Source organism: Chitinophaga sp. SVR4-12A (assembly GCF_056754765.1).
Window position 1 is genome coordinate 4,228,623 of record NZ_JBPGWP010000001.1, and the last position, 23,779, is coordinate 4,252,401.

General features: G+C 48.2%; 28 protein-coding genes. 11 read left to right on the plus strand and 17 right to left on the minus strand.

The annotated features are described in order from the left end of the window. Positions 1–51 precede the first annotated feature (51 nt). The gene (locus ACR9Y8_RS17355; protein WP_481214507.1) at positions 52–489 is read left to right on the plus strand and encodes a YybH family protein; all 438 of its coding nucleotides are present in this window, start codon (positions 52–54) and stop codon (positions 487–489) included. 155 nt (positions 490–644) lie between these two features. On the opposite strand, the gene ACR9Y8_RS17360 is transcribed toward ACR9Y8_RS17355, so the two are convergent. After that, on the minus strand, positions 645–854 hold the full coding sequence (locus ACR9Y8_RS17360; protein ID WP_481214508.1) for a hypothetical protein: 210 nt from the start codon (positions 852–854) through the stop codon (positions 645–647). A 290-nt stretch (positions 855–1,144) separates the two neighbouring features. Here ACR9Y8_RS17360 and ACR9Y8_RS17365 point away from each other — a divergent pair, with 290 nt between their 5' ends. The 3 genes from ACR9Y8_RS17365 (at position 1,145) to ACR9Y8_RS17375 (ending at position 2,587) form a co-directional block, all read left to right on the plus strand. Beyond that, positions 1,145–1,354, plus strand: coding sequence for a CsbD family protein (locus tag ACR9Y8_RS17365; RefSeq protein WP_481214509.1), 210 nt, complete (start codon positions 1,145–1,147; stop codon positions 1,352–1,354). 27 nt (positions 1,355–1,381) lie between these two features. Next, on the plus strand, positions 1,382–1,840 hold the full coding sequence (locus ACR9Y8_RS17370) for a PA2169 family four-helix-bundle protein (protein WP_481214510.1): 459 nt from the start codon (positions 1,382–1,384) through the stop codon (positions 1,838–1,840). 303 nt (positions 1,841–2,143) lie between these two features. Further along, positions 2,144–2,587: a CAP domain-containing protein gene (locus ACR9Y8_RS17375; RefSeq protein ID WP_481214511.1), complete on the plus strand. Its 444-nt coding sequence runs from the start codon at positions 2,144–2,146 to the stop codon at positions 2,585–2,587. A 2-nt stretch (positions 2,588–2,589) separates the two neighbouring features. Here the strand turns inward: ACR9Y8_RS17375 and ACR9Y8_RS17380 are convergent, their stop codons facing one another. Together ACR9Y8_RS17380 and ACR9Y8_RS17385 are read right to left on the minus strand one after the other, a co-directional pair. Beyond that, a complete protein-coding gene (locus ACR9Y8_RS17380) occupies positions 2,590–2,847 on the minus strand; it encodes a hypothetical protein (RefSeq protein ID WP_481214512.1) in 258 nt (85 codons plus the stop codon). A gap of 26 nt (positions 2,848–2,873) precedes the next feature. Then, the gene (locus ACR9Y8_RS17385; RefSeq protein ID WP_481214513.1) at positions 2,874–3,632 is read right to left on the minus strand and encodes a glycoside hydrolase family 25 protein; all 759 of its coding nucleotides are present in this window, start codon (positions 3,630–3,632) and stop codon (positions 2,874–2,876) included. Positions 3,633–3,801: 169 nt separating this feature from the next. On the opposite strand from ACR9Y8_RS17385, the gene ACR9Y8_RS17390 reads away from it, so the two are divergent. Continuing rightward, the gene (locus ACR9Y8_RS17390; protein WP_481214514.1) at positions 3,802–4,827 is read left to right on the plus strand and encodes an SPASM domain-containing protein; all 1,026 of its coding nucleotides are present in this window, start codon (positions 3,802–3,804) and stop codon (positions 4,825–4,827) included. Here ACR9Y8_RS17390 and ACR9Y8_RS17395 read toward each other — a convergent pair. From ACR9Y8_RS17395 to ACR9Y8_RS17405, 3 genes are read right to left on the minus strand one after another with little or no spacing between them, the layout of a single operon-like run. Continuing rightward, a complete protein-coding gene (locus tag ACR9Y8_RS17395) occupies positions 4,811–5,230 on the minus strand; it encodes a hypothetical protein (protein WP_481214515.1) in 420 nt (139 codons plus the stop codon). The two genes, ACR9Y8_RS17390 and ACR9Y8_RS17395, sit on opposite strands and share 17 nt — an antisense overlap. A gap of 46 nt (positions 5,231–5,276) precedes the next feature. Next, positions 5,277–5,681: a hypothetical protein gene (locus ACR9Y8_RS17400; protein WP_481214516.1), complete on the minus strand. Its 405-nt coding sequence runs from the start codon at positions 5,679–5,681 to the stop codon at positions 5,277–5,279. 25 nt (positions 5,682–5,706) lie between these two features. Continuing rightward, positions 5,707–5,901 carry a YtxH domain-containing protein gene (locus ACR9Y8_RS17405; RefSeq protein ID WP_481214517.1) on the minus strand — a complete coding sequence of 65 codons (195 nt, stop codon included), beginning with the start codon at positions 5,899–5,901 and terminating at the stop codon, positions 5,707–5,709. A gap of 159 nt (positions 5,902–6,060) precedes the next feature. On the opposite strand from ACR9Y8_RS17405, the gene ACR9Y8_RS17410 reads away from it, so the two are divergent. After that, on the plus strand, positions 6,061–7,110 hold the full coding sequence (locus tag ACR9Y8_RS17410) for an AI-2E family transporter (RefSeq protein ID WP_481214518.1): 1,050 nt from the start codon (positions 6,061–6,063) through the stop codon (positions 7,108–7,110). Between the two features lie 19 nt (positions 7,111–7,129). On the opposite strand, the gene nadD is transcribed toward ACR9Y8_RS17410, so the two are convergent. Genes nadD through paaA form a run of 5 tightly spaced genes read right to left on the minus strand, consistent with a single transcriptional unit; the run spans position 7,130 to position 10,406 of the window. Beyond that, positions 7,130–7,699, minus strand: a complete 570-nt coding sequence (nadD, locus tag ACR9Y8_RS17415) for a nicotinate (nicotinamide) nucleotide adenylyltransferase (RefSeq protein WP_481214519.1) — start codon at positions 7,697–7,699, stop codon at positions 7,130–7,132. A gap of 56 nt (positions 7,700–7,755) precedes the next feature. Further along, positions 7,756–8,247 (minus strand): 1,2-phenylacetyl-CoA epoxidase subunit PaaD, encoded by a 492-nt coding sequence (gene paaD / locus ACR9Y8_RS17420; protein WP_481214520.1) that lies wholly within the window; start codon positions 8,245–8,247, stop codon positions 7,756–7,758. A 10-nt stretch (positions 8,248–8,257) separates the two neighbouring features. Further along, positions 8,258–9,016, minus strand: a complete 759-nt coding sequence (gene paaC, locus ACR9Y8_RS17425) for a 1,2-phenylacetyl-CoA epoxidase subunit PaaC (RefSeq protein ID WP_481214521.1) — start codon at positions 9,014–9,016, stop codon at positions 8,258–8,260. Further along, a complete protein-coding gene (locus ACR9Y8_RS17430; RefSeq protein WP_481214522.1) occupies positions 9,013–9,387 on the minus strand; it encodes a hypothetical protein in 375 nt (124 codons plus the stop codon). Before ACR9Y8_RS17430 ends, paaC begins: the two co-directional genes overlap by 4 nt. A 20-nt stretch (positions 9,388–9,407) precedes the next feature. Beyond that, a complete protein-coding gene (paaA, locus tag ACR9Y8_RS17435) occupies positions 9,408–10,406 on the minus strand; it encodes a 1,2-phenylacetyl-CoA epoxidase subunit PaaA (RefSeq protein WP_481214523.1) in 999 nt (332 codons plus the stop codon). Between the two features lie 37 nt (positions 10,407–10,443). On the opposite strand from paaA, the gene ACR9Y8_RS17440 reads away from it, so the two are divergent. Both ACR9Y8_RS17440 and ACR9Y8_RS17445 read left to right on the plus strand, forming a co-directional pair. Next, positions 10,444–11,112, plus strand: a complete 669-nt coding sequence (locus ACR9Y8_RS17440; protein WP_481214524.1) for a DUF922 domain-containing protein — start codon at positions 10,444–10,446, stop codon at positions 11,110–11,112. Positions 11,113–11,251: 139 nt separating this feature from the next. Then, positions 11,252–12,727 carry a S41 family peptidase gene (locus ACR9Y8_RS17445; RefSeq protein WP_481214525.1) on the plus strand — a complete coding sequence of 492 codons (1,476 nt, stop codon included), beginning with the start codon at positions 11,252–11,254 and terminating at the stop codon, positions 12,725–12,727. 73 nt (positions 12,728–12,800) lie between these two features. Here the strand turns inward: ACR9Y8_RS17445 and ACR9Y8_RS17450 are convergent, their stop codons facing one another. The 4 genes from ACR9Y8_RS17450 to ACR9Y8_RS17465 form a co-directional block, all read right to left on the minus strand. Continuing rightward, on the minus strand, positions 12,801–13,745 hold the full coding sequence (locus ACR9Y8_RS17450) for a M28 family peptidase (RefSeq protein ID WP_481214526.1): 945 nt from the start codon (positions 13,743–13,745) through the stop codon (positions 12,801–12,803). A 53-nt stretch (positions 13,746–13,798) separates the two neighbouring features. Beyond that, positions 13,799–15,934, minus strand: a complete 2,136-nt coding sequence (gene feoB / locus ACR9Y8_RS17455; protein WP_481214527.1) for a ferrous iron transport protein B — start codon at positions 15,932–15,934, stop codon at positions 13,799–13,801. A 154-nt stretch (positions 15,935–16,088) separates the two neighbouring features. Then, positions 16,089–17,906 carry a PspC domain-containing protein gene (locus ACR9Y8_RS17460; RefSeq protein WP_481214528.1) on the minus strand — a complete coding sequence of 606 codons (1,818 nt, stop codon included), beginning with the start codon at positions 17,904–17,906 and terminating at the stop codon, positions 16,089–16,091. A 54-nt stretch (positions 17,907–17,960) separates the two neighbouring features. Beyond that, a complete protein-coding gene (locus ACR9Y8_RS17465) occupies positions 17,961–18,308 on the minus strand; it encodes a PadR family transcriptional regulator (RefSeq protein WP_481214529.1) in 348 nt (115 codons plus the stop codon). Positions 18,309–18,602: 294 nt separating this feature from the next. Here ACR9Y8_RS17465 and ACR9Y8_RS17470 point away from each other — a divergent pair, with 294 nt between their 5' ends. From ACR9Y8_RS17470 to ACR9Y8_RS17480, 3 genes are all read left to right on the plus strand, one after another. Continuing rightward, positions 18,603–18,893 (plus strand): hypothetical protein, encoded by a 291-nt coding sequence (locus ACR9Y8_RS17470; protein ID WP_481214530.1) that lies wholly within the window; start codon positions 18,603–18,605, stop codon positions 18,891–18,893. A 187-nt stretch (positions 18,894–19,080) separates the two neighbouring features. Then, entirely contained in the window at positions 19,081–20,733 is a 1,653-nt protein-coding gene (locus ACR9Y8_RS17475) for a SulP family inorganic anion transporter (protein ID WP_481214531.1), read from the plus strand. Positions 20,734–20,780: 47 nt separating this feature from the next. Then, positions 20,781–21,461, plus strand: a complete 681-nt coding sequence (locus ACR9Y8_RS17480; protein WP_481214532.1) for a carbonic anhydrase — start codon at positions 20,781–20,783, stop codon at positions 21,459–21,461. A gap of 86 nt (positions 21,462–21,547) precedes the next feature. On the opposite strand, the gene ACR9Y8_RS17485 is transcribed toward ACR9Y8_RS17480, so the two are convergent. Both ACR9Y8_RS17485 and ACR9Y8_RS17490 read right to left on the minus strand, forming a co-directional pair. Further along, a complete protein-coding gene (locus ACR9Y8_RS17485; protein ID WP_481214533.1) occupies positions 21,548–22,684 on the minus strand; it encodes a methionine aminotransferase in 1,137 nt (378 codons plus the stop codon). Next, positions 22,684–23,775 (minus strand): mannose-1-phosphate guanylyltransferase, encoded by a 1,092-nt coding sequence (locus tag ACR9Y8_RS17490; protein ID WP_481214534.1) that lies wholly within the window; start codon positions 23,773–23,775, stop codon positions 22,684–22,686. Before ACR9Y8_RS17490 ends, ACR9Y8_RS17485 begins: the two co-directional genes overlap by 1 nt. Positions 23,776–23,779: the final 4 nt, after the last annotated feature.

Below are 23,779 nucleotides of genomic sequence, written 5' to 3' on the forward strand. Positions count from 1 at the left end.
TCAAATTTGCCTCACAGCTAAAAACTATTTAACTTTTGCTAAAATTTCCACATGCGTTTCCTCCTGTATACTACCCTTTTGGCGCTTATGTTGGCCGCACCAAGATTTGCAGCCCGGGCTCAGCAATCTCCTGAGCATGCGATCCGCCAGTTGATGCAGCAGCAAACGGAAGCCTGGAACCAGGGGAACATCCGTGCATTTATGGATACCTACTGGCAGTCAGATTCGCTGCTCTTCATTGGTAAAAACGGGATTACCTACGGCTGGCAGGCTACACTCGACCGCTATAAAAAGTCGTATCCCGATACCGCTGCGATGGGTCAGCTGCAATTTAAGCTGTTGGAATTTAAACAGTTAGCCCCTGACATTTATTTTCTGGTTGGTAAATTCTATCTGCAGCGCAGTATGGGCGATCTGCAGGGACATTTTACCCTGCTGATCAGGAAGGTGAACGGCGCCTGGAAGATCATTGCAGATCACAGTAGTTAGGAACCCCCTTAAAAAAGAAAACCATCCCAGGAATGGGACGGCCTGCTATACACCACAACATTAAAGAAGAACTATGACTAAACACTGTTCCCTGAATTACATAATGGTTAATGTTAATGTTGACGAGAGTTTCAAGTAATCGATATGGTGAGTCGTTAAGTTTGATGTTCATCCCTATCACTCTTATTCTCCCGCACTGTTTTATTTTCTTTCTCCGGCTTTTCAGACAGGTCAGCCCGCAATGGGTTTGTAAAGTTGCTGGCTTTTCGGGTCTTTAATATTTCGGCAGGCTTTTTCTTCTTGTCTACCTTCGTTTCCCCGGTCCCCTTCTTATCGCTGGATGTTTTTTTATGTTGACTAGGCATATTGCTCCTTTTTGGGCGATCATACGCGTTGAATTATACTTTACAAAGTTTGTTCCAGTGCTCTAAGCCAGGCTGGCAGTGGATAAAGCGTGTATTGTGACGCGGGAATTCCACAACCTGTACTCCCCCATTTCCCCAAACAGGGAGAGGAAACGATTGGTCAAACAGGCTGACACTCGATTGCAGTGTACTCTTGGGCCTTGATTGTCAAGCCGGAAGAGCGGGCACAAAAATTGAATATGCTTTTTCGTTCCCCCGTTCATCAATCACCCTTAAATTTTGGATTGTTTATGAAAATGCAGTTACGTGACTGGTGGGTGCTCAAAAAAGTTTTGAGGCAGCGCTACCCCCAGCTATCCGACGAAGACCTCGAAGTGACCTATGGTAAAGAACAGGAACTGATCGCCTGCTTACAACAAAGGACCGGGAAGTCGAAAGAAGAAGCAAAAAGGATCATTAAAAGTATTCAGGTAGCATATTTGCAGCCATCCTTACTGTAGGTATGCAAACCTTAAAATTCTTTTATTATGATCATGCACACAGATCTTATCAATACCCTGCAAGACCTTGTACGTGTCAATAACGACCGATCGGCGGGGTATGATAATGCCGTTACAGAAGTAGATGATCCGGGCTTGCAGCATATTTTCCAGTCTATGGCAGATCAAAGCAGGGAATATGCTTTTGAGCTCAACAGGTTCATAAAAACAGGCGGCGGAAAGGAAGAGCCTGATACCAGCATGGCTGGCGATCTGTATCGCACCTGGATGGACCTGAAAGCCGATTTCACCAACAGCGATTCCAGCGTGCTGGCATCCTGTGAATACGGCGAAGATGTAACATTACGGGTATACAACATGGCCCTTAACAATGAAATTGAGATTCCCGGTGATATCCTGGATGTGATCACCCGGCAGCACGGAGAGCTCAGGCTCTCACACGACCGGATCAGGAAATACCGGGACCTGGAGAAAGAAAGTAAATGAGTTATCTATTGAATATCAAAGGCTGCCACATGCTATGGCAGCCTTTGATGTTTCCATTAACATCCGCTTTACAAAAAACCTGCGCAATTTTCGTTCTGCCGTACTATCTTTGGTTCTTCCGATTTTAACCCTGCCTCTGAACAACTCAACCGAATTTTAACCCAATTCTATCTCAAACCGGTGTTCATTTAATCCTTTACAACTTAACTGGTAATAATGACCGGCATTTTCAGATTTACGGCACTCCCGTGCGTGATCCTTTGCTTTATCTGCTGTACTAAAGACACAACTGTAACTCCCGTTGTGACCGATACTACGGCCCCTGTAACTGACTCTTTCCCCGAAAACAAGGTAGACCGTACTGCCCTGCTGCGCCTGGTGAACGGCCTGCGCAGCCGCGGTTGTAACTGCGGTGATACCAAAATGCCTCCCGTACCTTCTGTAAGCTGGAACGGCACCCTGGAAAAAGCAGCCTGGCTGCATAGTAAAGACATGTCCGAGCAAAAGTATTTTGAGCATATTGCTCCCAACGGATCTAACCCGGGTGAGCGCCTGGATGCCGCCGGCTACCACTGGCTCCGGTATGGGGAGAACATCGCTAAAGGTTTTACAGAAGAGCAGGCGGCCGTGTTGGGCTGGCTCTCCAGTCCCAAGCACTGCATGAATATGATGGACCCGCACTTTACCGAAATGGGTGTAGGCCGATACGAAAAATTATGGACGATGGAATTAGGTAACCGGAAGTAGTTTCATGGCGGCGGCAATTTCTTCCTCCACCATCGCCATACCACATAAAGGTAGGCAGCAAGGGTAAGCACCAGCCAGGAGTAAAAGAATATCATGCGGCCGGTCGTTGATTCGTCCGGCACACCCATCCCCAGGAAAAGCCCGAGGAATACATTTATCAGCATCCAGAAAAACCCCAGGAACATCGTGCGCACAATCTTCACAAAGAACTGCACCATCACCGAGTTAAAAGGGTCTTTCTGTTCTTCTTCGGGTTGCATAAACGGGCTTATTAAATGGTTACCGCCTAGGGCAGGCACAATTTCATTAACGCCGCACTGTCGCCCCTGAATACATTAAAGTCTACAATTGTTTTTATACCGTTCACCCTGCCTATATCACTGTGCTGCCAGAAAAGCCACTCCCGGTTCACCCGGGGCCGTTCTTTCTGGTAGTAATGGGCAATCCATAGCGGATACTCATTAAACTCATCTCCCAGGTAGGTATTATAGAACTTCAGGTTGGTATAGATAATGGGCTTTACCCCGTAAGCTTTCTCCATCTCTTCCAGCCAGATCTTTGCCGTGCCCCTGATCACAGCGGCAGGTTGATTATTATGCATTTCTATATCCAGCACCGGTGGCAGATCGCCAGACTCCAGTTGCACTACATTGCGGAAATTGATCGCCTGTTTGATAGGATCGCGGGTAGAATAAAAGAAGTGATAGGCGCCACGCACCAGCCCTGCTTTTCCGGCCTTTTGCCAGTTGCGTTTGAAGGCCGCATCCTGCCGGGTGATGCCCTCTGTGGCTTTAATAAAGGTAAAGGATATACGTATTTTCTCCACCTGCATCTGTTTCACCGCCTCCCAGTTTATTTCCCGCTGGAATTTCGACACATCTATACCATGGATAGAATAATTCACCGGCATATCAATTCCGAATTCCTCGTATCGAACAAAGTTCAGCGCTTCCTGCCGCTGCTGCCACCATATCCACGCCGCCGCAGCCGCGGTCACCATCACCATAAGTACAAGCAATAAACGTCCCGGTTTTTTCTTCCTCATTAAGTTAGTTAGTTGACAGTTGCAGGTATCAGTTATTGGTTATAAGCAGCTTCAATCGCTGACAACTGACAACTAATAACTTACAACTTTAGCAGCTACAAGTATAGCGTAATATTTTTTACTATTACATCTATAGTTGTCTTAATTTTACACACAAAGTACCTGATCAATGCCAGATTTTAACCTGAACGACACCTTGAACCTTCTCTCCAAGTTCACCCTTCGCCGGGGGTGGAACGCAGGCAAAGTACTGGCCAGCTATTTTATAAGTAAATGGAGCGGCAAGCCGGTTCAATGGGGTTATCCTATCTCCATCTCTTTTGAGCCCACTACCTCCTGCAACCTGCGCTGTCCCGAATGCCCCAGCGGCCTCCGCGCTTTTACGCGCCCTACCGGCATGCTGCAGCAGGACTTTTTCCGGAAGACCATCGACGAGATCTCTAAAGACCTGCTGTATCTTATATTCTATTTCCAGGGCGAGCCCTACCTGAATCCGGGCTTTCTGGACATGGTAAAATATGCCGGTGAAAAAGGCCTTTATACCGCGACCTCTACCAATGCACACTACCTTACAGATGCCAATGCCCGTAAAACAGTGGAAAGCGGTCTGGACAGGCTGATCATATCGATCGATGGAACCACGCAGGATGTATATACCCAATACCGGGTAGGCGGTCATCTCGAAAAGGTAATTCAGGGCGCAAAGAACATCGTGAAGTGGAAGAAGGAACTGAACTCAAAAAAGCCCTTTGTGTTCTTTCAGTTCCTGGTGGTAAAGCCAAACGAGCACCAGATTGAGGACATTAAGCAACTGGCTAAAGAGATCGGTGTGGATGAAGTTCGCTTCAAGACCGCCCAGGTATATGATTATGAAGAGGGCAACCGCCTTATTCCTACCATTGACAAATACAGCCGCTATCACCGTAATGAAGATGGCACTTATAGCATTAAGAATAAATTAGGCAATCATTGCTGGCGTTTGTGGCATTCCCCGGTAATCACGTGGGATGGGCTGGTGGCGCCCTGCTGTTTTGATAAGGATGCACAGCATAAACTGGGAGATCTGAAACAGCAATCTTTCCGCGAACTGTGGTTTAATGAACAGTATGTCCGTTTCCGTACCCAAATCATGGAAGGCCGTAAGAATATAGATATTTGTGCTAACTGTAGCGAGGGCACTAAAGTGTGGGGCTAACGGTGCCGGATATATTAATATTCCTCCTGTGAACCGGAAGTAGCTGCACGTTCTGCTTTTTTACGTGTTCTCTTTTTCTCCGGTGTTGCTGGTATTTGTGGAAGAGGTTGATGCCAAGGCGTACGCCAACAAATTCAAGTACGGTCATTAAAGCCCCTGTGGCAAATGTTTTGAACTTCCCGCTTTGCCAGGCAATTCCGGCTATGCGTGAGACCAGCCCAAAAGTTCCTTTATGCTTGCCCAGCCCGGGTACCACGGAGTTAAAGGCCATCTTCCCATAGTTATCCTTAAAAAAGTCTACCCGGCCTGCCAGGTCCATTTCCAGTTTGCGGCTGCGTTTCTTCAACCGCGCAACTTCCAGCTCCAGTGTTTCAAAATTGGTGATCTTCTTCACCTTTTGCATGGTGTAGTCATTTAATCATTAAAAAAGGAATTTTTTAGGAACTTATCTATGCCACCGGTTCATGCTCGGGCTCATGCTCCTCTTCTTCCTCCGGCTCGTCTACCATTCCGTCGAGCATCTCTGCTACGAGCATATTAGCCAGGGGTCGTTGGATAAGGCTTTTACGGAATATCAGGAGAATTGCCAGCAGTACAATAAAAAGCCCCGCTGCGCAAGAGAAGCCGATGGTATAACTACCGGTCATTTCGCCGATCCAGAAGCCTACCACCATGCCCAGGAAGACAACCACAAAAAAGAACAACAGGAAAGCCATCATGATGGAAAAGAATAGTCCCAAAGCCTTTGATAGCTTTCCTGCTGCCTGGAGCTTGATGAGGTCCATCCGGGTTTCCAGGTATTCCCTGGCCACTTTCCCGGTTTGGTTAAAATAATTGCTGAAATTTTCTTCCATGCAAATGAATTTAGTGCGAAGGGGGTTATGCCAGTTCGTTTTCAATGGCATCCTCAAAATGCTCCTTTTTCTTCCTGAAGCGATCTTTCAGCTTATCTGACTGGTATTTTAACTTCTCTACCAGCTCATCTTTTTTGTCTGAATTCAGAAAGTAACCAACGGCCACCCCTACAGCGGCGCCAACAATGAAAGAAACAACGGCTTTTGAACTGTTACTCATGGTTATTATTTTTTAAATGAAACATTGATTTTTTAATCAGGGTAATTTACCGGGTACAAACATTATTCCACAATTCGCTATTCCCTTTCAAAAATACCGCTTTTTGCTATTCGTGGAAAATCATGTAGGTTTGAGCGAGACCTTCACCATATACTGTATATGAGCTACATCGACAATGAACGCCTGAAACAGATCTTCTTCCTGCTGATCATAGTGCTCTGGGGCGTACTGCTCTTTTCGGAGCTATACGGCCTTTTCCCCGGCTGTCTGGGTGCGGTAACGCTCTACATTTTGTGTCGCAAATGGATGCTGAAGCTTGTAGAAGAGCGCAAGTGGAAAAAAAGTGTGGCGGCCGCCACACTGATGATCCTTTCCTTTATTATTATCCTGCTGCCCTTTGGCCTGCTTATAAATATGCTGACTGCTAAAGTAAGTTATGCCATCAGCCATTCGTCTGCGCTGATCCAGGGCTTTGAGACGGTCAACCAACGATTGCAGGAGGCTACTGGTATTAACTTCCTCTCTGAAACCGGTCTGCAGCGCATCCAGGAAAACCTTACCAACTTCCTCCCCACTTTCCTGGGCGCCACTTTCAATACACTTACCGCAATAGCGATCATGTACTTTGTGCTGTATTTTATGCTCACCTGTGCCCGCGAAATGGAAGCGGGGCTTGCCGACTATATTCCTTTAAGGGATGAAAATGTGGTCCGTCTGGGCAGCGAACTGAAAAAGATGGTAGTCTCCAATGGCATCGGTATTCCCCTTATTGCCGTTATCCAGGGCGTTGTGGCCCTGATCGGCTACTTTATCTTTAAAGTGCCGCAACCTGTTTTCTGGTTTGTGGTGACCTGTTTTACCGCTATGCTGCCTATTATCGGGGCAGCGGCAGTGTACGTACCCATGGGCATCTTCCTGATTGCAGACGGCCATACCTGGAACGGAGTGGGGGTTTTGATCTACGGTTTTGCCGTAGTGGGCTCGTCTGATAACATATTCCGCTTCCTGCTGGCCAAAAAGATTGGCGACGTGCACCCGCTCATTACCGTGTTTGGCGTTATCGTAGGCGTCAGCCTCTTCGGCTTTATTGGGCTCATCTTTGGCCCCCTCCTTATCTCAATGTTTATCCTCCTGGTGCAGATCTATTCCAACGAATTCCTCTCCAGAAAACGGCAGGTGAAGGTGGTAAAAACAGAAAAAGCTCCTTAATCAGTGACCGGGACAACAGTTATCTGTAGTAATTATTCTGCTGTATATAAGCTCCTACGTTATCCGGTACCAGGTAGCGGATGGATTTACCTTCCTGTATCCATTTCCGGATATTGGTGGAGGATATTTCCAGTAAAGGGGCGTCCAGTATCTCCACTTTGGCCCCGTAGGTATCTTTTACCTCGTGTCCTGGCCGCTTGTAGATATAGATAGGGTAGTGTTTTACTATCTGCTCGTAATTCTTCCAGCGTTGTATGTTCTGAAAACTGTCGCTGCCCATGATCACTGTAAATTCCTGCGTGGGAAACTTCTCAGACAGGTAAGTGAGGGTATCGATTGTAAAAGATGGCCGCGGTAGCGAAAATTCGATATTACTGGCCCTCAGTCTGGGCTCTCCCTGTACAGCCAGCTCTGCCAGGTGAAAGCGGTGATGCTCATTAAGTAAAGAGGAAGAAGGCTTCAGGGGATTTTGTGGGGATACTACCAGCCATACCTTATCAAGATCCGTATTATAGGCTACATAGTTAGCAATTATAAGGTGCCCGGTGTGTATAGGATTAAAGGACCCGAAATACAAGCCAATCTTCATGCGCAGCTTTTATAGAGCTAATATATAAATTCCTCATAACAAGTTTATCCGGAATTTTACTGCACAGGCTTGAATTGCTCGAACACCATCCCGCAGTCTTTGCAATAATGGATGGCGCGGCAAAGCGTGGAACCAAAGGGGGAACGCAGGTAGGTGTTCTTACTACTGCAATGTGGGCAGGGTGTGTTCAGCATGATTTCCGCATGCAACTCTCCTTCATGTATCTGGGGCGCTGCAATACCAAAATTGCGAAGCTTCTCTTTAGCGGCATCAGATAATCGATTGCTGTGCCAGTGCACCTCTTTATCAATACTTACTTTAACCGGCAGGTTGGTTTCGCGGCCCACGATTTCCCTGATCCGCTCCTGTATGAAGCTTACGGCAGGGCAGGCAGCAAATGTGGGGATCATTTTTATCTCTACTGTGTTATCAAGTACAGCTACATCCGTGATCATGCCCAGGTCCAGCACGTTCAATACCGGTATTTCCGGATCCATTACCTGCGCCAGCGCGTTGTAAACATTTGCTATGGTATCTTCAGCAGTCATGATGTATTTATTACCAGCGAGCGCTGGGGTCTAAACGGAATACTTCACCCATTTCCTGCAACAAAGGCTGCAGATGTGGCGTGTGTTTCCCATTGCGGCCACCATATTGTGGCTTTACCATCGCTGGATCAGGCATATTCAGTGAGGCTTTTACCAGCACCGGGTAGATACTGTTCAGCCATCTTTCATACAGCTCCCGCTCTCCCGGGTAGATAACGCCGTCTATAAGCTCCTGTTCGGCAGGGCCGGGCTCAAAAATGCCCGCGGCCAGCGGGAAACACTCTTCCAGGGCGGCCTGCATACGTTCGTAGCTCTCTCCTCCTGCTTTACAGAGCTGTAATATCCAGGCATCGGCATGCAAAGTATGGTATTTAAGCTCTCCCTTTAGTTTCCTGCTCAGCTGTTGCAGGGGTTCAAAGCTGCTCTGCTGCAGACTATCGTACCGTACCGCCTCCGCGTGGTCAAACAGGAAATGCCGCATCAGGCTAAAATCATAGGTGCCGATGGGCAACTCCACCAGGTGACAACATTTAAAATCTTTCTCCTCCCGCATAAATGCAAATTGGTCAGGATCCTCTCCGTTTAGCTGCTCCTGCAGTATACGGTATAATGCCCAGGCATGGCCTATCTTGTCCTGCGCCATGGAAGAAAAAGCAATATCCTCTTCCATGACAGGCCCCAGGCCGGTCCATTCTGAATTGCGGTGGCCCAGGATCAGTTCATCATCGGCCATTTTGGTGATCAGTTCTGCTATTGCGTTTTTCATCATGGTGCTTTACTGCCTTTTACCTTATTGATCTTTTCCATTACCTTGAACCCACTGGCATCCCTATACGTTTTCTCCTGGTTGTTGGCAAACATGTCTTCATCTTCCAGATCAAACGCAAGAATATCCGCACTGCGCACTACCCATAGGTTGACGCATTTCTTACGCCTGCCAAACTGTTCTTTTGCAAATACCAGCGCCATTTGTGGGTCCGGTGCATGTACACAACCTACATGCTCGTGATGCGCGCCTCTTTTTTCCTGGTGAAATACTTCGTAAATGTTCCAGTTTTCACCTTCTTCCACTTTTATCGTTTCGTCCGCAGTTCCCAGTGTTAACCGGTTCACGCGGGGGTCAAATGATTGGTTGTTCATTGTGAGCTTTTAGCATTAGTTTACGCTACCGGCATTGCCTTTCTTTCAGAAACGTTCATCAGGGCCTTTCTTACCCAGCGGCCTTCGGCCTCAGCCCATTTACGTACCTGCAGTCTTTCTTTATTACAAGGGCCGTCGCCGTTGATCACTTTAAAGAACAGGTCCCAGTCGGGGTCTGTATATTCCCAACGGCCGGTCTCCGTGTTTTTATGCAGCAGCGGATCTGGCAGGCTAAGGCCCAGTTCCCAGATCTTGGGCACATAAGTGTCAAGAAACTGGTTACGCATATCATCGTTGCTGGCCATTTTCACTTTCCACTGCATCAGCTTTTCGGAATGGCTCGACACCTTGTCAGGAGGACCAAAGAAATGCATGATGGGTTGCCACCAGCGGTTCAACGCATCCTGCAACATCGCTTTCTGCATAGGAGTACCGGTAGCCAGTTCCAGCAATGCGTCATGCCCCTGCTTCAGGTGAAAGCTTTCTTCATAGCAAATGCGTTCCAACGCCCGGCAATAGGGACCATAAGAGCCCTTTGAATTGGCAACCTGGTTCACGATGGCAGCAGCGTCTATCAAAAAGCCAATCACCGTTACATCTGCCCAGGTCATGGCTGGATAATTGAAAACGTTCGAATACTTGGATTTACCACTCAGCAGGTCATTGATCATGGCTTCCCTGCTTTTCCCAAGGGTTTCCGCGGCGTTATAGAGTAGCTGCCCATGCCCTACTTCATCCTGTACTTTGGCGATAAGGGCCAGCTTGCGCTTAAACCCGGGTGCACGGGTGATCCAGGTGCCTTCCGGCAAAGCCCCGATCACTTCAGAATGTGCATGCTGTTCTATTAACCGTATCAGCTGCCGGCGATACTCTGCAGGCATCCAGTCGCCGGGCTCAATCTTTTCTCCCCGGGTAATACGATCTTCGAAGGCGGCCAGTTTTTCAGGGTCGTCATGCAATTGCTCATCCCGCAATTGCTTTTTATTGGGTTCGTCGAATATGTATCCGCCACCGTACATAGCGAGATTGTTTTGGTTAATCGTAAATTACGATTTTTTGGGCGTACCACGGAAAATCCTTTATCTTACCTTTAGCCGTGAATTCCTGACGATGTTACCCGCTGCCTGGAGTATATTATCTGTTCTGTTATCTGTTACAGGGATCTGCAAAGGAGCGCCAGCCAACAAGCAAAGCCCACCTGTGGTAAAGGTGGTGTTTGTAATGGATAAGCGTCCGGACGATCCTGCATCGGACACCTTATTTTATCCTGTTCGCAGGCTCAACTGGTCTGATTTCAGGGGCACTCCTTCCCGCGGCGGGCCGAGCGCCGCAGTGGCGTTTACCAGCTTTTCCTATGAGGGCAGCAGCCTTTTACGGAAAGATACCCTGCAAATTACCCTGCATCTGCAGGTTTTCTTTATCAGGAGCGCCTCCTGGGTCAGGCCGGGTAATATGGACAGTTACAGCCTGGCCCATGAGCAGCTGCACTTTGACATCACCTACCTGGTTGCCAGGCGCTTTATGAATAAAGTACGGGAATTACCCCTTACCAAAGAGGACTTCGACAGCATGATCCAGTACGAATACCTGGAATCTTTCAGGGAAATGAACCGCCGGCAGGAGGATTTTGACGGGGAAACGCGTCATGGCACCGTCATATCGGCCCAGCTGGAATGGAACAAAAAAGTAGCCCGCGAGCTGGAAGAGGTCAACACAAGTCCCTGACCGGCAGACAACTTAGCCCGGTTTGCCGACACGATCCAGCTATCTGCCCATGCCATATAACTTTTGGTGTCGGATACACGTATTTTAAGAACGAAAACGTTTATTTATAGTTAAATTTAGCGTCTTTAAACCGTCTATTATGTTTACTATCTGTCGTAAAACAGCGTGGATTGCTGTAATATCCCTGTTTGTGCTGGGCGCCTGTAAAAAGGATCATGGCGAGCCCGTAAAACCCGCTACGGATGGCGGTGATGGCGTAGCCGTCTCCTCCAAGGATTCCATGTACTTTATTTTTAAGGATGAATATTTATGGAATGATGTGATACCTGATTCGGCTACTTTCAAGCCTAATAGCTACAGCAACGCGAACACCATGTTCACCGCGTTGAAGTCCTACAAAAAAGATAACGGCAATAACCTGGATCACTATAGTTTCCTGGACGATGGCACTGTAGCAGGCGAAATCGGCGAGGGTATTGCCGGCGATTTTGGGCTGGAGATCGACTATAACACCGCTACAGACCTGCGCATCATTTACGTATATGCTAACTCTCCGGCCTATAATGCAGGTGTGCGTCGTACCTGGCAGATCACGGCGATCAACGGTAATTCCAATGTACAATATGACGGCAGCAACGGCCCCAACGTGCAAAGGATCGTACAAGCCATTTATAACAGTAATAATGTTAGCATCACTTTCAAAAAACCCGATAATACCACAACGACCCTTACATTGAATACGGCCCAGTATAACATTAACCCGGTGTTATACAGCAGCGTGATCAACCTGGGCGGTAAAAAGATCGGATACCTGGTGTTTAACCAGTTCATTTCCCTGGATAAGGTCAAAGCAAACATTAATGCGGCGTTCACAAGCTTCGGCACAGGTATTACCGACCTGGTGGTAGATCTCCGTTACAATGGGGGTGGCTCAGTGGAAACAGCACAATACCTGGCCAACCTGATAGCTCCTGCTTCCGTAGGCACCAGTAATAAAACCCTCATGTATAAAGAGTACTTCAATGCCTCCCTTACGGGCCATCAATACAGCAGATTCCTTGGTAACAAAAAAGTGCCAGGCGCCAATTATACATGGGGACAGGTGTTTGACGACTGGGTGAACAACCCCAGCTTCTATTTCGAAAAGGAGGGAAACCTGGACATCCACAATGTAGTTTTCATTGGCACAGGCTCTACTGCCTCTGCCAGCGAGTTGTTGATCAATGTTCTGAAACCTTATATGGATGTTAAGCTGGTAGGCGATACCACCTACGGCAAACCAGTAGGTTTTGTTGCTATCAACGTTGCCGGATACGACATGTACGCAGTATCCCTTTGGTCCAAGAATTCACAAGGGCAAGGTGATTATTTCCATGGCATGTTTCCCACAGACGCGCCTGTATCTGCTGATGAAGAATACGAGGATTATTCAAAGGACTGGGGCAGCACCAGCGAGATTTACCTGCGCAGGGCGCTTAAGCAGCTGGGCATCACAGATGCTGAACTGGGACGCAAAGCTCCCGCAACAGAAAGCCTTCGCAAGCTGATGTTGAACAACCCGATGCCCGATAAACGCTTCAAAGGCATGATAGAAACAAGGATCAAACTCAGATAAACAGTTTGCTATAAATGATGAAGGGCTGGTCAATATTACTTTGATCAGCCCTTCATCATTATAATAAAACAACCTATTGTTTATAGAGCACCTTTGACCGCATCTGTTCCCCGGCCGACATGCCATCTGCAACATCTATCGCTGTTTTTACCGTTTGCACTGCCTGGTAATAAAACCGCGGATCTATCCGTTCAAACTCATCACTCGCCCGGTGATAATCTGCATGGTCCTCTACCCCAAAATACAGGAAGGGTATGCCTTTTCTATGAAACTCATAATGGTCGCTCTGGTTGGTCCAGTCATTGCTGCCCTCTTCCGGTTTGTCATGCCCCATCAGCACTTTAAGCGCGCTGCTGTCTGCCACCCTGCTTACATACTGTTTCAGCGCCGGGTAAAGATTGGTGCCACATACATACAATTCCCCCTTTTCATTACGGCTTACCATATCCATGTTAATATTAAGCCTGATGCGCTCTAAAGGTACCGGAGGCTGCTGCAGAAACGCTTTGGCGCCCTGCAGGCCTTCTTCCTCCCCGTCCAGCGCCGCAAATATCAGCGTATGCTTCGGTGGGTGCTGCTGATAGTATTTAATCAGCGAGAGCAAAGCGGCCGAACCGGATGCGTTATCATCTGCACCGTTATAAATACTATCTGTCTGGCCCTCCCGCTGCCGGATGCCGAGGTGGTCATAATGTCCGGTGATCACAATCACATCTTCGGTCTTGCCGGGAATATATCCGTAAAGGTTAGTGCCCATTATACGCTTCTCTCCCTCCATGAAATAAAAAGGGTATTCATAAGTGCCATGAAATGCCTGCAGGCCGGCCTGCTTGAACCGGTCCAGTATATAGAACTGCGCCAGCCGGTTTCCTTTGGTGCCGGTTCTACGGCCCTCGAACTTGTTGGCGCTGAGTGTGCGGATGTCTTTTATTAATTGCAGGGAATCTATACCGCGTTGTTGGGCAGCGGCACTTACTACGGTCAACAGACAAATGCTGGCAAGATATAGCCTCTTCATATAATTCGGATTGTGAATTACGAATTTAACGAATCGCTACTATCCCGACTATATTATTTCAGAAGCTGAAAGGCTATAAAACTGCAGATATATGCGAGAGCGGTCATATACACCAGTTGTATGGCGGGCATTTTCCAGGATTTTGTTTCCCTTTTTACAATGGCCAGGGTACTCATGCACTGCATGGCAAAGGCATAGAACAACATCAGGGAAAAACCGGTGGCCATGGTGTATACCGGACTGCCGTCTACCCGCACTGCGGCAGACATTTTCTCGCGCAGGGTAGCGTCATTATCTTCCGGGCTTTCTCCTACGCTATAGAGGGTGGCCATCGTGCCTACAAAAACTTCCCTTGCGGCAAAGGAGGTAATAAGGGCGATACCGATCTTCCAGTCAAAACCCAGCGGGCGGATTACCGGTTCTATGCTATGCCCCAGGATACCAGCATAAGAGTTAGCCAGTTTTTCTGATTGATAGGCTTTATCCAGTTCTTCCTTTTGACCTGGATTAGCGGCCATCAGTTGTTCATATTTGGCATGTACGGGCTCCATCCTGCCGCTGGGCCCATAAGAAGCGAGGAACCAGAGAATGATGGAGATCACCATGATCACCTTGCCCGCATCCATCACAAATATCTTAGCCTTCTCCAGCATGGTGGTACCAACATTCTTCCAGCGGGGCGCCCGGTAAACGGGCAATTCCATGATGAAATAGCTTTTTTCCCTGATGGCCACAAACCACTTCAGGATGGCGGAGATAACCAGGGCCATAAAGAAACCCAGCAGATAAAGGCCCATCATCACCAATCCCTGGAGGCTTAAAAAGCCCAGCACCTTATGGTCAGGCACTACCAGGGCAATCATAACAGTATAGATAGGCAGCCGCGCCGAACAGCTCATCAGCGGGGTTACCAGTATAGTGATCAGTCTTTCTTTCCGGTTCTCAATGCTGCGCGTGGCCATAATAGCCGGCACCGCACAAGCCACCCCACTGATCAGCGGCATGACGGATTTACCATTCAATCCAACCTGCCGCATCAGCCGGTCTGTTAAAAAGCTGATCCGGGCCATATAGCCGGTATCTTCCAATACCGTAATCAATCCGAACAGGATCATGATCTGCGGTATGAAAACAGCGATCCCGCTGATACCAGCCAGTATCCCGTTAATCAGTATGTCGCTCAGCTTATTGTCAGGCAGCACATCGCTCAGCCAGCCACTCAGGGCTCCGAAGGCCGCTTCTATACCATCCATCGGGTAAGAGGCCAGCCAGAAAATGCTTTGAAATAGCAGAAACAGCACTACCAGCAATATCACATATCCCCAGAAGCGGTGCAGCAGGATATTATCCAGCTTTTCGGTCTGCAGCTGCTTTTCCAGCGGATCTGCTTCCACAACCGCCGCTTTCATGATATGCTTGATGCGGGCATACCGCTGCATAATCTCTTCTGCCTGTACCTTGGTTTTATTGAAACGGTGTTCCTGCAGTATATTTTTAACGGCCAGCTTTTGTCCGCCGTTCAGGAAATGCAGTTCATTACTGTTCACAGCTATATGCAGGGCCGCATAGTCGCTGCGAACCTGAACATGTTTCTTGATCTCGTCTACCACCTCCGGCGCCATGGCGTGGCTGTCCACAAAATCGCGGGCGGGCAGCCGGAAATTCTCCCGGGCAACGAGGTCAATATTCTTCTTTAATTCAGAAATACCTTTGTTCTTGCGGGGGTTGATGGCCACTACCGGTACTCCCAGTTCCCTTTCCAGCCCCGCAAGGTCAATTTCCACACCTTTTTTACGGGCAATGTCCATCATGGTGAGGGCAATGATCACCGGTATCTTCAGGTCTATGATCTGGGAACAAAAGAGCAGGTTGCGTTTCAGGTTGGAGGCATCGGCTATGATGAGGATCATGTCCGGCCGGTCGTCCCCTTTGGGGTTCACCAGCACGTCGTAGGTCACAAACTCGTCAGCGCTTTTAGGATACAGGCTGTAGGTGCCGGGGAGATCTATAATATTGGCATGTAATGCAGCTGAGATGCCGCTGGTTCCGGTTTTTTTGTCAACAGTTACCCCGGGGAAATTACTAACCTTCTGATTTAAACCCGTTAATGCATTAAAGAGCGAGCTTTTTCCACTATTCGGATTTCCTACCAGCGCAATATTTATAGATGCCTTAATCGTTGCCTGCATTCCTTATCCTTGTCATCGAAAGTTTGAAAATGCAAAGCTATACAATTAAAGGTCAGGGTAATGATCGAATCCGGAAAAAAGAAAAACCACGGTGGAGACCGTGGTATTCATTTCATCTCGTTAACTATTGAACTTATTGTTGATGATTGAAAACTTATTTTAACATGTTGTAAACGCTGTAAAGGATCATAGAAGCGCTTTCTATAGCCGGGGTATTCACCTGGGCGGTAGCCGAGGCATCCGCGCTTATTGTAGCCGCTTCCTTTTTATTGGAAGGGGTATCGCTCTTCTCCTGTTTGTCCTCCTGGCGGTAGCGGTAGTTATCTCGCAGCGAGTCGTTTGCCGGGCGTGTACCTTCATGATCGCGGTTTGTATCCTTGTGTATTTTCTCGATGCTTATATTATCCAGGCCGTCTATCGTCATTTTCAGCTCTACCGGGCCATCATGATCCCATTCGTCGTCCCATTCGTCCCACCAGTCGCCTTTCCATCCGCGGCCGAAATGGAAACGACGGTAAGCTTCCCGGTCAACATCTATATGTTTACCAACCGGCACCTTCACTACAATAGTAACCTGCTGGTCGCGAAAACGGGAGTCCCGGGGTATGCTGAGCCCTGCGGGCAGGTAGAGCAGGGAGTCCTGCTGGTTCAGCTGGAACTGTATCTCATTAGCGAGCCCTTTCGCCTGGGCCACCGTTCTGCCAGCTGAGCTGCGGATCACCTCCACCTGAAAGCTGTCTGTAGTGCTTTTTTCTATATCCACCCGGATGTTGTTAATGATAGCCGTATCCTCCGTCACTCTTACTCCCCCGCCAAAAAGATGAATCTCATCCATCTCAACCACGTCCTCTAATCGCTTAATGATCAGCTTTCCGTTACTCGGCTGCTGCAGAGCATAGTAGCTCTTTTCACGATAGCTTGTCCTGAAGTCTTTGCCCACGGAAACGGCCAGCGAGATCCCGCATATAACGCCGATTACCCAGAGAATGGTAAGCGTATATCCTACGTAAGGGCTGGTTTGCTTTACCCCAGTGAGCTTGCGTACCAGGAATATGACCAACGCCACAACAGGAATACCTATTACGAGGATGACAGCTGGCCAGAACAACACACTCTGTACAGGACTGGCCAGCAACAGACTTTTAAGCGGGAAAAGGGCCGCGGAAAACGTAGCAAGCAGACCACCTACCACCAGCAGGCAAATCAGTATTACTATCGCAAGGAAAACAAGGAATCCCTTCGTAACGAACAACAGCACTTTTCCTAAACCGATGATGAAACGGCGGAAGAACCGCTCAATATCACTACCGACCTGCCTTCCGCGGCCCTGCGAAAAATTTCGCACATCCTCCCCTACATTCCTGAACTGTCCTTTCAATGAATTGATCTCGTCCTGAACAGTAGCGCGGATATTGTTAAGGTCTACTCTTTCTCCTCTCATTTCCAGCTTTTCTGCAGCGGTGTTGGCTTCAGGGGTGGCAATCCAAAGGATGAAATAAACAAGTATGCCGGAACCGAAACCGCCAATGGCCAGCAGGGCAAATATGATACGGAATACAACAGGGTCTACATTGAGATAAGCGCCCAGACCGCTACATACACCGCCCAATACCTTATTCTCAGGGTCGCGGTACAGGCGTTTACGCGGACGGCCGGTGAGCGCTTCCTGCTGCTGGGCCTGTCCCGACTGCGCATTTTCGGTGCTTACAGTCTCTTCAAACTGCTCAGGCGTACCCATGGAAGCCTTGATAGCCTCCACATCTTCATCCGTAATACAATGAGCGCCCTTTTTCAGCTTCTCCTGGAACAGCTCGGCAACGCGGCTTTCTATATCGCTGACGATCTCATCGGCCCCGGCCTCCCTGGCGAAATATCGCTTCAAACTTTCCAGGTATTGCCTTAATATCTCATAGGCACTATCCTCTATGGGTATCAGGCGGCTGGCGAGGTTTATGTTAATAATCTTTTTCATCTTACGTACGGTTTTGATTTTCAACAGCGGGGGCTGTTTCTTTCTGGTTTAGGTTTATAGATCTTGGATGGAGTTGTTGGTTTGTGTTAACTGATGGACCGCATTGGCCAGCTCGTTCCAGGTTGTTTCCAGTTCCTTGTAAAAAGTGTCGCCTTTCTCGGTCAGGGTAAAATACTTGCGCGGTGGCCCGGAACTACTTTCTACCCAACGATAAGTAAGCAGTTCCGCATTCTTCAAGCGTGTTAGTAAGGGATACAGAGTGCCCTCCAGGATGTCCAGCTTCGCCTCTTTCATTTTTTCAATAATGTCTGAAGGATAAGCTTCTCCTTGCTTGATGATGGAGAGGATGCAAAATTCCAGCACCCCCTTCCGCATCTGTGATTGTGTGTTATCTATGTTCATGGCAAGTGAGCTTTTTAACTTTACAATACAAAAATAGGTAAAATTTACTACTATGCAATACATAATACCATGGAAGGCAAAATAACTTGTTTAGAACATTACCAGAAAAATTTTGTAAATAGGCCATAGTGGCTGATCTAGCTATTTCGTAGCCAAAAATTGACGGGATGATATTGTGATGAGCGGCGCTATAAAGGGATGAGATTTCGTCAAATTCCTTTTAACATTTTTTTAATTATCGTATTTTCAAAGTACAAACTTGGTTAATTACTTTTGTTGCCGGGTCAACCGACAATGAGGAAGATTATCAGCATATTACTCCTGGTGCTCATGGGCACACAACTTCTCCCGATAAAGGAGATGGGTAAGTTGCTGTTTAATAACCAGATCGTTGAAGAGCACCCCGTCGATGGCTGCGGCGGTGATACGGTAAAACTGGCCAAAGAGCTCAAATATTATAATCACGACGATGCCACCCTTAAATTTGCCCCGGCACTGTACCTGAATATTGTACAGTACCAGCTGTTTGAGGACATTCCCAGCGGCCCGGCCCGTGAAATACATGCTCCCCCACCCAACTGTTAAGCACATCTCTGTTTTAATGTTACGCATCCTGTAACATTTATTTCCTTTTCCATCTATCGTTTCCCGATTGAGTTATTCTGCTGTTCCGCGGAAATACCGTATGCTGCTGCATACCCGTATTTACTGTCCCATGGAACGCCGGATAAGTCCTGTGAACATCTCTTAACAGACTTAAATCCTTTGGATTATGAGCAAGCAAACGTCTTTATTCTCGAACCTGAAAGGAGATCTTTCTGCCGGGTTAGTAGTTTTCCTGATAGCAGTTCCGCTGTGCCTGGGTATTGCCCTGGCTTCCGGAGCGCCTTTATTTGCCGGTATGATCTCCGGTATCCTCGGTGGCCTGGTAATAGGCTCCTTAAGTGGCTCTCAGCTAAGCGTGAGTGGTCCGGCAGCAGGCCTTACCGCCGTAGTGCTGACCGCTATCACAAAATTGGGCGCCTTTGATGTGTTCTTGCTGGCAGTAATGATCGGCGGCGTTATACAGCTGCTGCTGGGTCTCATAAAAGCGGGTACCGTTGCCAACTATTTCCCTTCTAATGTGATCAAGGGGATGCTTACCGCTATCGGTATCATTATTATCTTAAAACAGATACCGCATGCCTTTGGGTACGATAAAAACTCTGAAGGCGACTTCACATTCATCCAGGTAGACGGTGACAACAGCTTTACCGCTTTACTTTCTACTCTTAACCACATCCATCTGGGCGCTACGCTCATTACATTGATCTCTATACTGATCATTCTGTATTGGAGCAAAATACCTAAACTGAACGCTGTACCGGCCCCCCTTGTGGCCGTTATAACCGGCGCGCTGCTGAATATCCTGTTCGTGAATATGGACAGCAGCCTGGCCCTGGCTCAGAGCCACCTCGTAAGCCTGCCTGTGGCAGAAAGCTTTGGGGATTTCATTGGGCAGTTCACAATGCCCAACTTCAGTGCTATTACCAACAAGGAAGTATGGGTGGTAGCAGGCACCATCGCCATTGTGGCTTCTGTAGAAACCCTGCTGAATGTGGAAGCCACCGAAAAGCTGGATCCGCTGAGACGCAACGTCTCTCCCAATCGCGAACTGCGTGCCCAAGGTATTGGTAATATGATCAGCGGCCTGATTGGCGGTCTGCCCATTACCTCGGTAATTGTGCGTTCTTCCGCCAACATTAACGCCGGCGGCCGCACCAGGCTTGCTACCATCACCCATGGCGCCCTGTTACTGCTCTGTACCGCGATGATACCCGCACTGCTGAACCAAATTCCGCTGGCTACCCTGGCTGCTGTGCTGCTGGTAACCGGTTACAAACTGTGTAAGGTTTCTATCTTCAAGGAAATGTTCAGCAATGGTAAATACCAGTGGATCCCCTTCCTGGTAACCGTAGTAGCCATCGTATTTACCGACCTGCTGATAGGTATTGCACTGGGTATGGCGGTAAGCGTGGTGTTTATCCTGAGGGGTAACATGAAAAGCCCTTACTTCTTCCGCAAAGAGCAATATCACAGCGGCGATACTATCCGCCTGGAGCTGGCGCAGGAAGTATCCTTCCTTAACAAGGCCAGCATACTGCTGACACTGGACCACATGCCTGAGAACAGCTCCGTGGTAATAGACGCCAGCAAAACCGCGTACATAGATCATGATGTTTTGGAGATCATGCGCGAATTCAAGGATGTGAAAGCCCCGGAAAAGAAAATCAACGTAGTATTCACCGGTTTTAAAGAGGTATACAGGATACCTAACACCAAAAAGGAAGACGCTACAGAACACCCGGCGCTAAATGACACGCATGTGCGTGTAATTGCTTCAGGAGATCACCAACAGCTCATGAAAGAGCTGCAGTTTAACTAAACACGAATTGTAAGAATTATTTGAGAACGGGTTAAAACAACAACATCATGAAAACATTGAATAAAATATCACAAGCTAATATAACACCTAAACAGGCCCTCGAATTACTGAAAGCAGGTAACGCACGTTTTCTGGATAACCTGCGCATCAACCGCAACCTGCTGCAGCAGATGAATGACACCTCTGACGGACAGTGGCCGATGGCAGCTATCGTAAGCTGCATGGACTCCCGCACATCTGCAGAACTGATATTTGATCAGGGCCTGGGCGACATATTCAGTATCCGTCTAGCTGGCGCCGTTATTACAGACGAGGTGCTTGGTAGCCTGGAATATGCCTGCAAAGCGGCCGGTTCAAAATTTATAGTTGTCCTGGGCCATTCTAAATGCGGTGCTATTAAGGGCGCCTGCGATCACGTCGAGCTGGGCAACCTCAGCGCCCTGCTTGGCAAGATCACCCCGGCGGTATTTGCAGAAAAGACCATTCGCAATAACAGGACTTCCAGCAACCATTCGTTTGTAGAAGCTGTTACCAGGATCCATACAGAGCGCTCTGTTCTGGCCGTGCTGGAACAAAGCGTAATCCTCCGCGATATGATATTCAAAGGAGAAGTAGGTATCATCGGCGCCGTGTATGACGTAGAATCCGGTGTGGTTACATTCCTCGATGATACACTGGTAATTGGCTCAGAAAGTCTGCATACACAAGAGGTGGCTGTAGAAGGCTGATCCGCCATGATTTTTCAACAGTAGCTATCGTACTGCTCGTAATAACAAAGGAGAGCCGTCTTCATTTTTGGAGATGGCTTTTTCTTTTATATACTACACAGCAGCGCTGCCGCCTGCTCCAGCGTTTCCCGCTTTTTGGCGAAGCAGAAACGCACCACATGATCGTCATGCCCATCCTGGTAAAAAGCAGATACGGGTATGCAGGCTACTCCGGCGGTTTTGGTGATCCGTATAGAAAAATCCATATCTCCTTCGTCAGAGATCTGGTCATAGCGCATCAGCTGGAAATAACTGCCGTTACAAGGTAACGGGGAGAACCGGCTGCCGGCCATCAGCTGCAGAAAGAGATCTCTCTTCTCCTGGTAAAAGGCGGGCAGGGAAAGATAATGCTCCGGTGTTTCCAGGAATTTTGCCAACCCGTATTGCATGGGCGTGTTCACGGAAAAACAAAGGTATTGATGCACTTTGCGGTACTCCTTCATCAGGTGGGCTGGAGCAACGCAATAGCCCATTTTCCAACCGGTATTGTGAAATACTTTTCCAAAGGAAAAGGTCACAAAACTGCGGCTCAGTAAAGCCGGATACCGCAATATGCTCTGGTGCTTCCTGCCGTCGTATACCAGGTGCTCATACACTTCATCGCTCAAAACCAGCAGGTTATGGGTATCTACCAGCTGTTCCAGCACCTGCATATCCGTTTCAGAAAGGATACTGCCCGTTGGGTTATGCGGTGTATTGAGCATGATCATGCGTGTACGCGGCGTTATTTTGCTACGCACCAGCTCCCAGTTAATATGATAATCCGGAAAAGTAAGCGGTATCAGCACGGGTGTGCCGCCGTTTACCAGTACGTTTGGAATATAGCTATCGTAAGCTGGCTCAAATATGATGACCTCATCGCCGGGCCGTATGCAGGTAGCAATGGCGGTAAAGATGGCATAGGTGCCACCGGGTGTAACGGTGATCTCCGTGTCCGGGTTCACGCGGGTACCATAGCTGCGGGCGATCTTGGTTGCAATCGCTTCGCGTAAGGGCATAATGCCGGGCATGGGTGCATATTGGTTATGCGCCTGCTGCATGGCAGCATTCACCAGCTGTTTCAGCTCTTCGTTACAGTCAAAATCCGGAAATCCCTGTGAAAGGTTAATGGCGCCATGTTCCGCTGCCAGGGCAGACATTACCGTGAAAATAGTGGTGCCTACATGAGGAAGCTTGGATTGCATCAAAGAAACTTTTCTCCTTTATTACGCTTTACTTCTGCAACATATTCCTTGATCTGCTGTTCGTTTTCCTTCTTACAGATCAGCAGTACATCCTGGGTGTCGACTACTATGAAATCATCCAGGCCTTGCAACACCAGCAGCTTTTCATGCGGCGCTTTTACCATACATTTGGTGGCATCTATTACTACCACGTTTTTTCCCTGTACGGCGTTACCCAGGTAATCCTTCTCCAGATTCTCGTAGGCCGATGCCCAGGTTCCCAGATCGCTCCAGCCAAAATTGGCGGGAATAACATACACATTATCTGCCTTTTCCATGATGCCGTAATCAATGGAAATATTAGTGCATTGCGGGTAGATGGAGTCTATCAGCTCCCGTTCACCTGGCGTATTAAGGGCCTGGCGGCCCTGTTCAAACAGCTCGTCTATCTCGGGCAGGTACTTCTTGAACGCGGCCATGATGGTCTTGATATTCCATACAAATATGCCCGCATTCCACAGAAAATCACCGCTCTGCAGGAAGGTCTTGGCAAGTTCCAGGTTCGGCTTTTCTGTAAAGGTCTTTACCTGGTAAACATTGTCCGCCACCTGTTGTGTTTCATATTGTATATACCCGTAACCTGTATCAGGGCGGGTGGGTTTAATACCCAGGGTAACCAGAGCATTGTGCTTCTCTACAAACAGCAACGCATTCAGGCAGGTAGCCGTAAAAGCCGTTCCGTCCATGATGAGGTGATCCGCCGGCGCACAGATAATGTTCGCTTTTGGATCCTGGTGGTGAATTTTATGGGAGATATAAGCAATACAGGGCGCCGTGTTTTTCCGCGAAGGTTCACAAACCACGTTGTCGCCGGGCAATTCGGGCAGCTGCTCTTTTACCTTACTCTCGTAATGAGTATGGGTCACTACAAAGATATTCTCCTTCGGAATAAACTGGGCAAAGCGCTCATAGGTCCATTGCAGTAGCGTTTTTCCCGTATTGAGGATATCCAGGAACTGCTTGGGGTAATCTGTTCGGCTGTAAGGCCAGAAACGGCTCCCTATCCCTCCGGCCATAATGGCCACATAAAAATGCCTGTTCATTTGTGTCATCGCT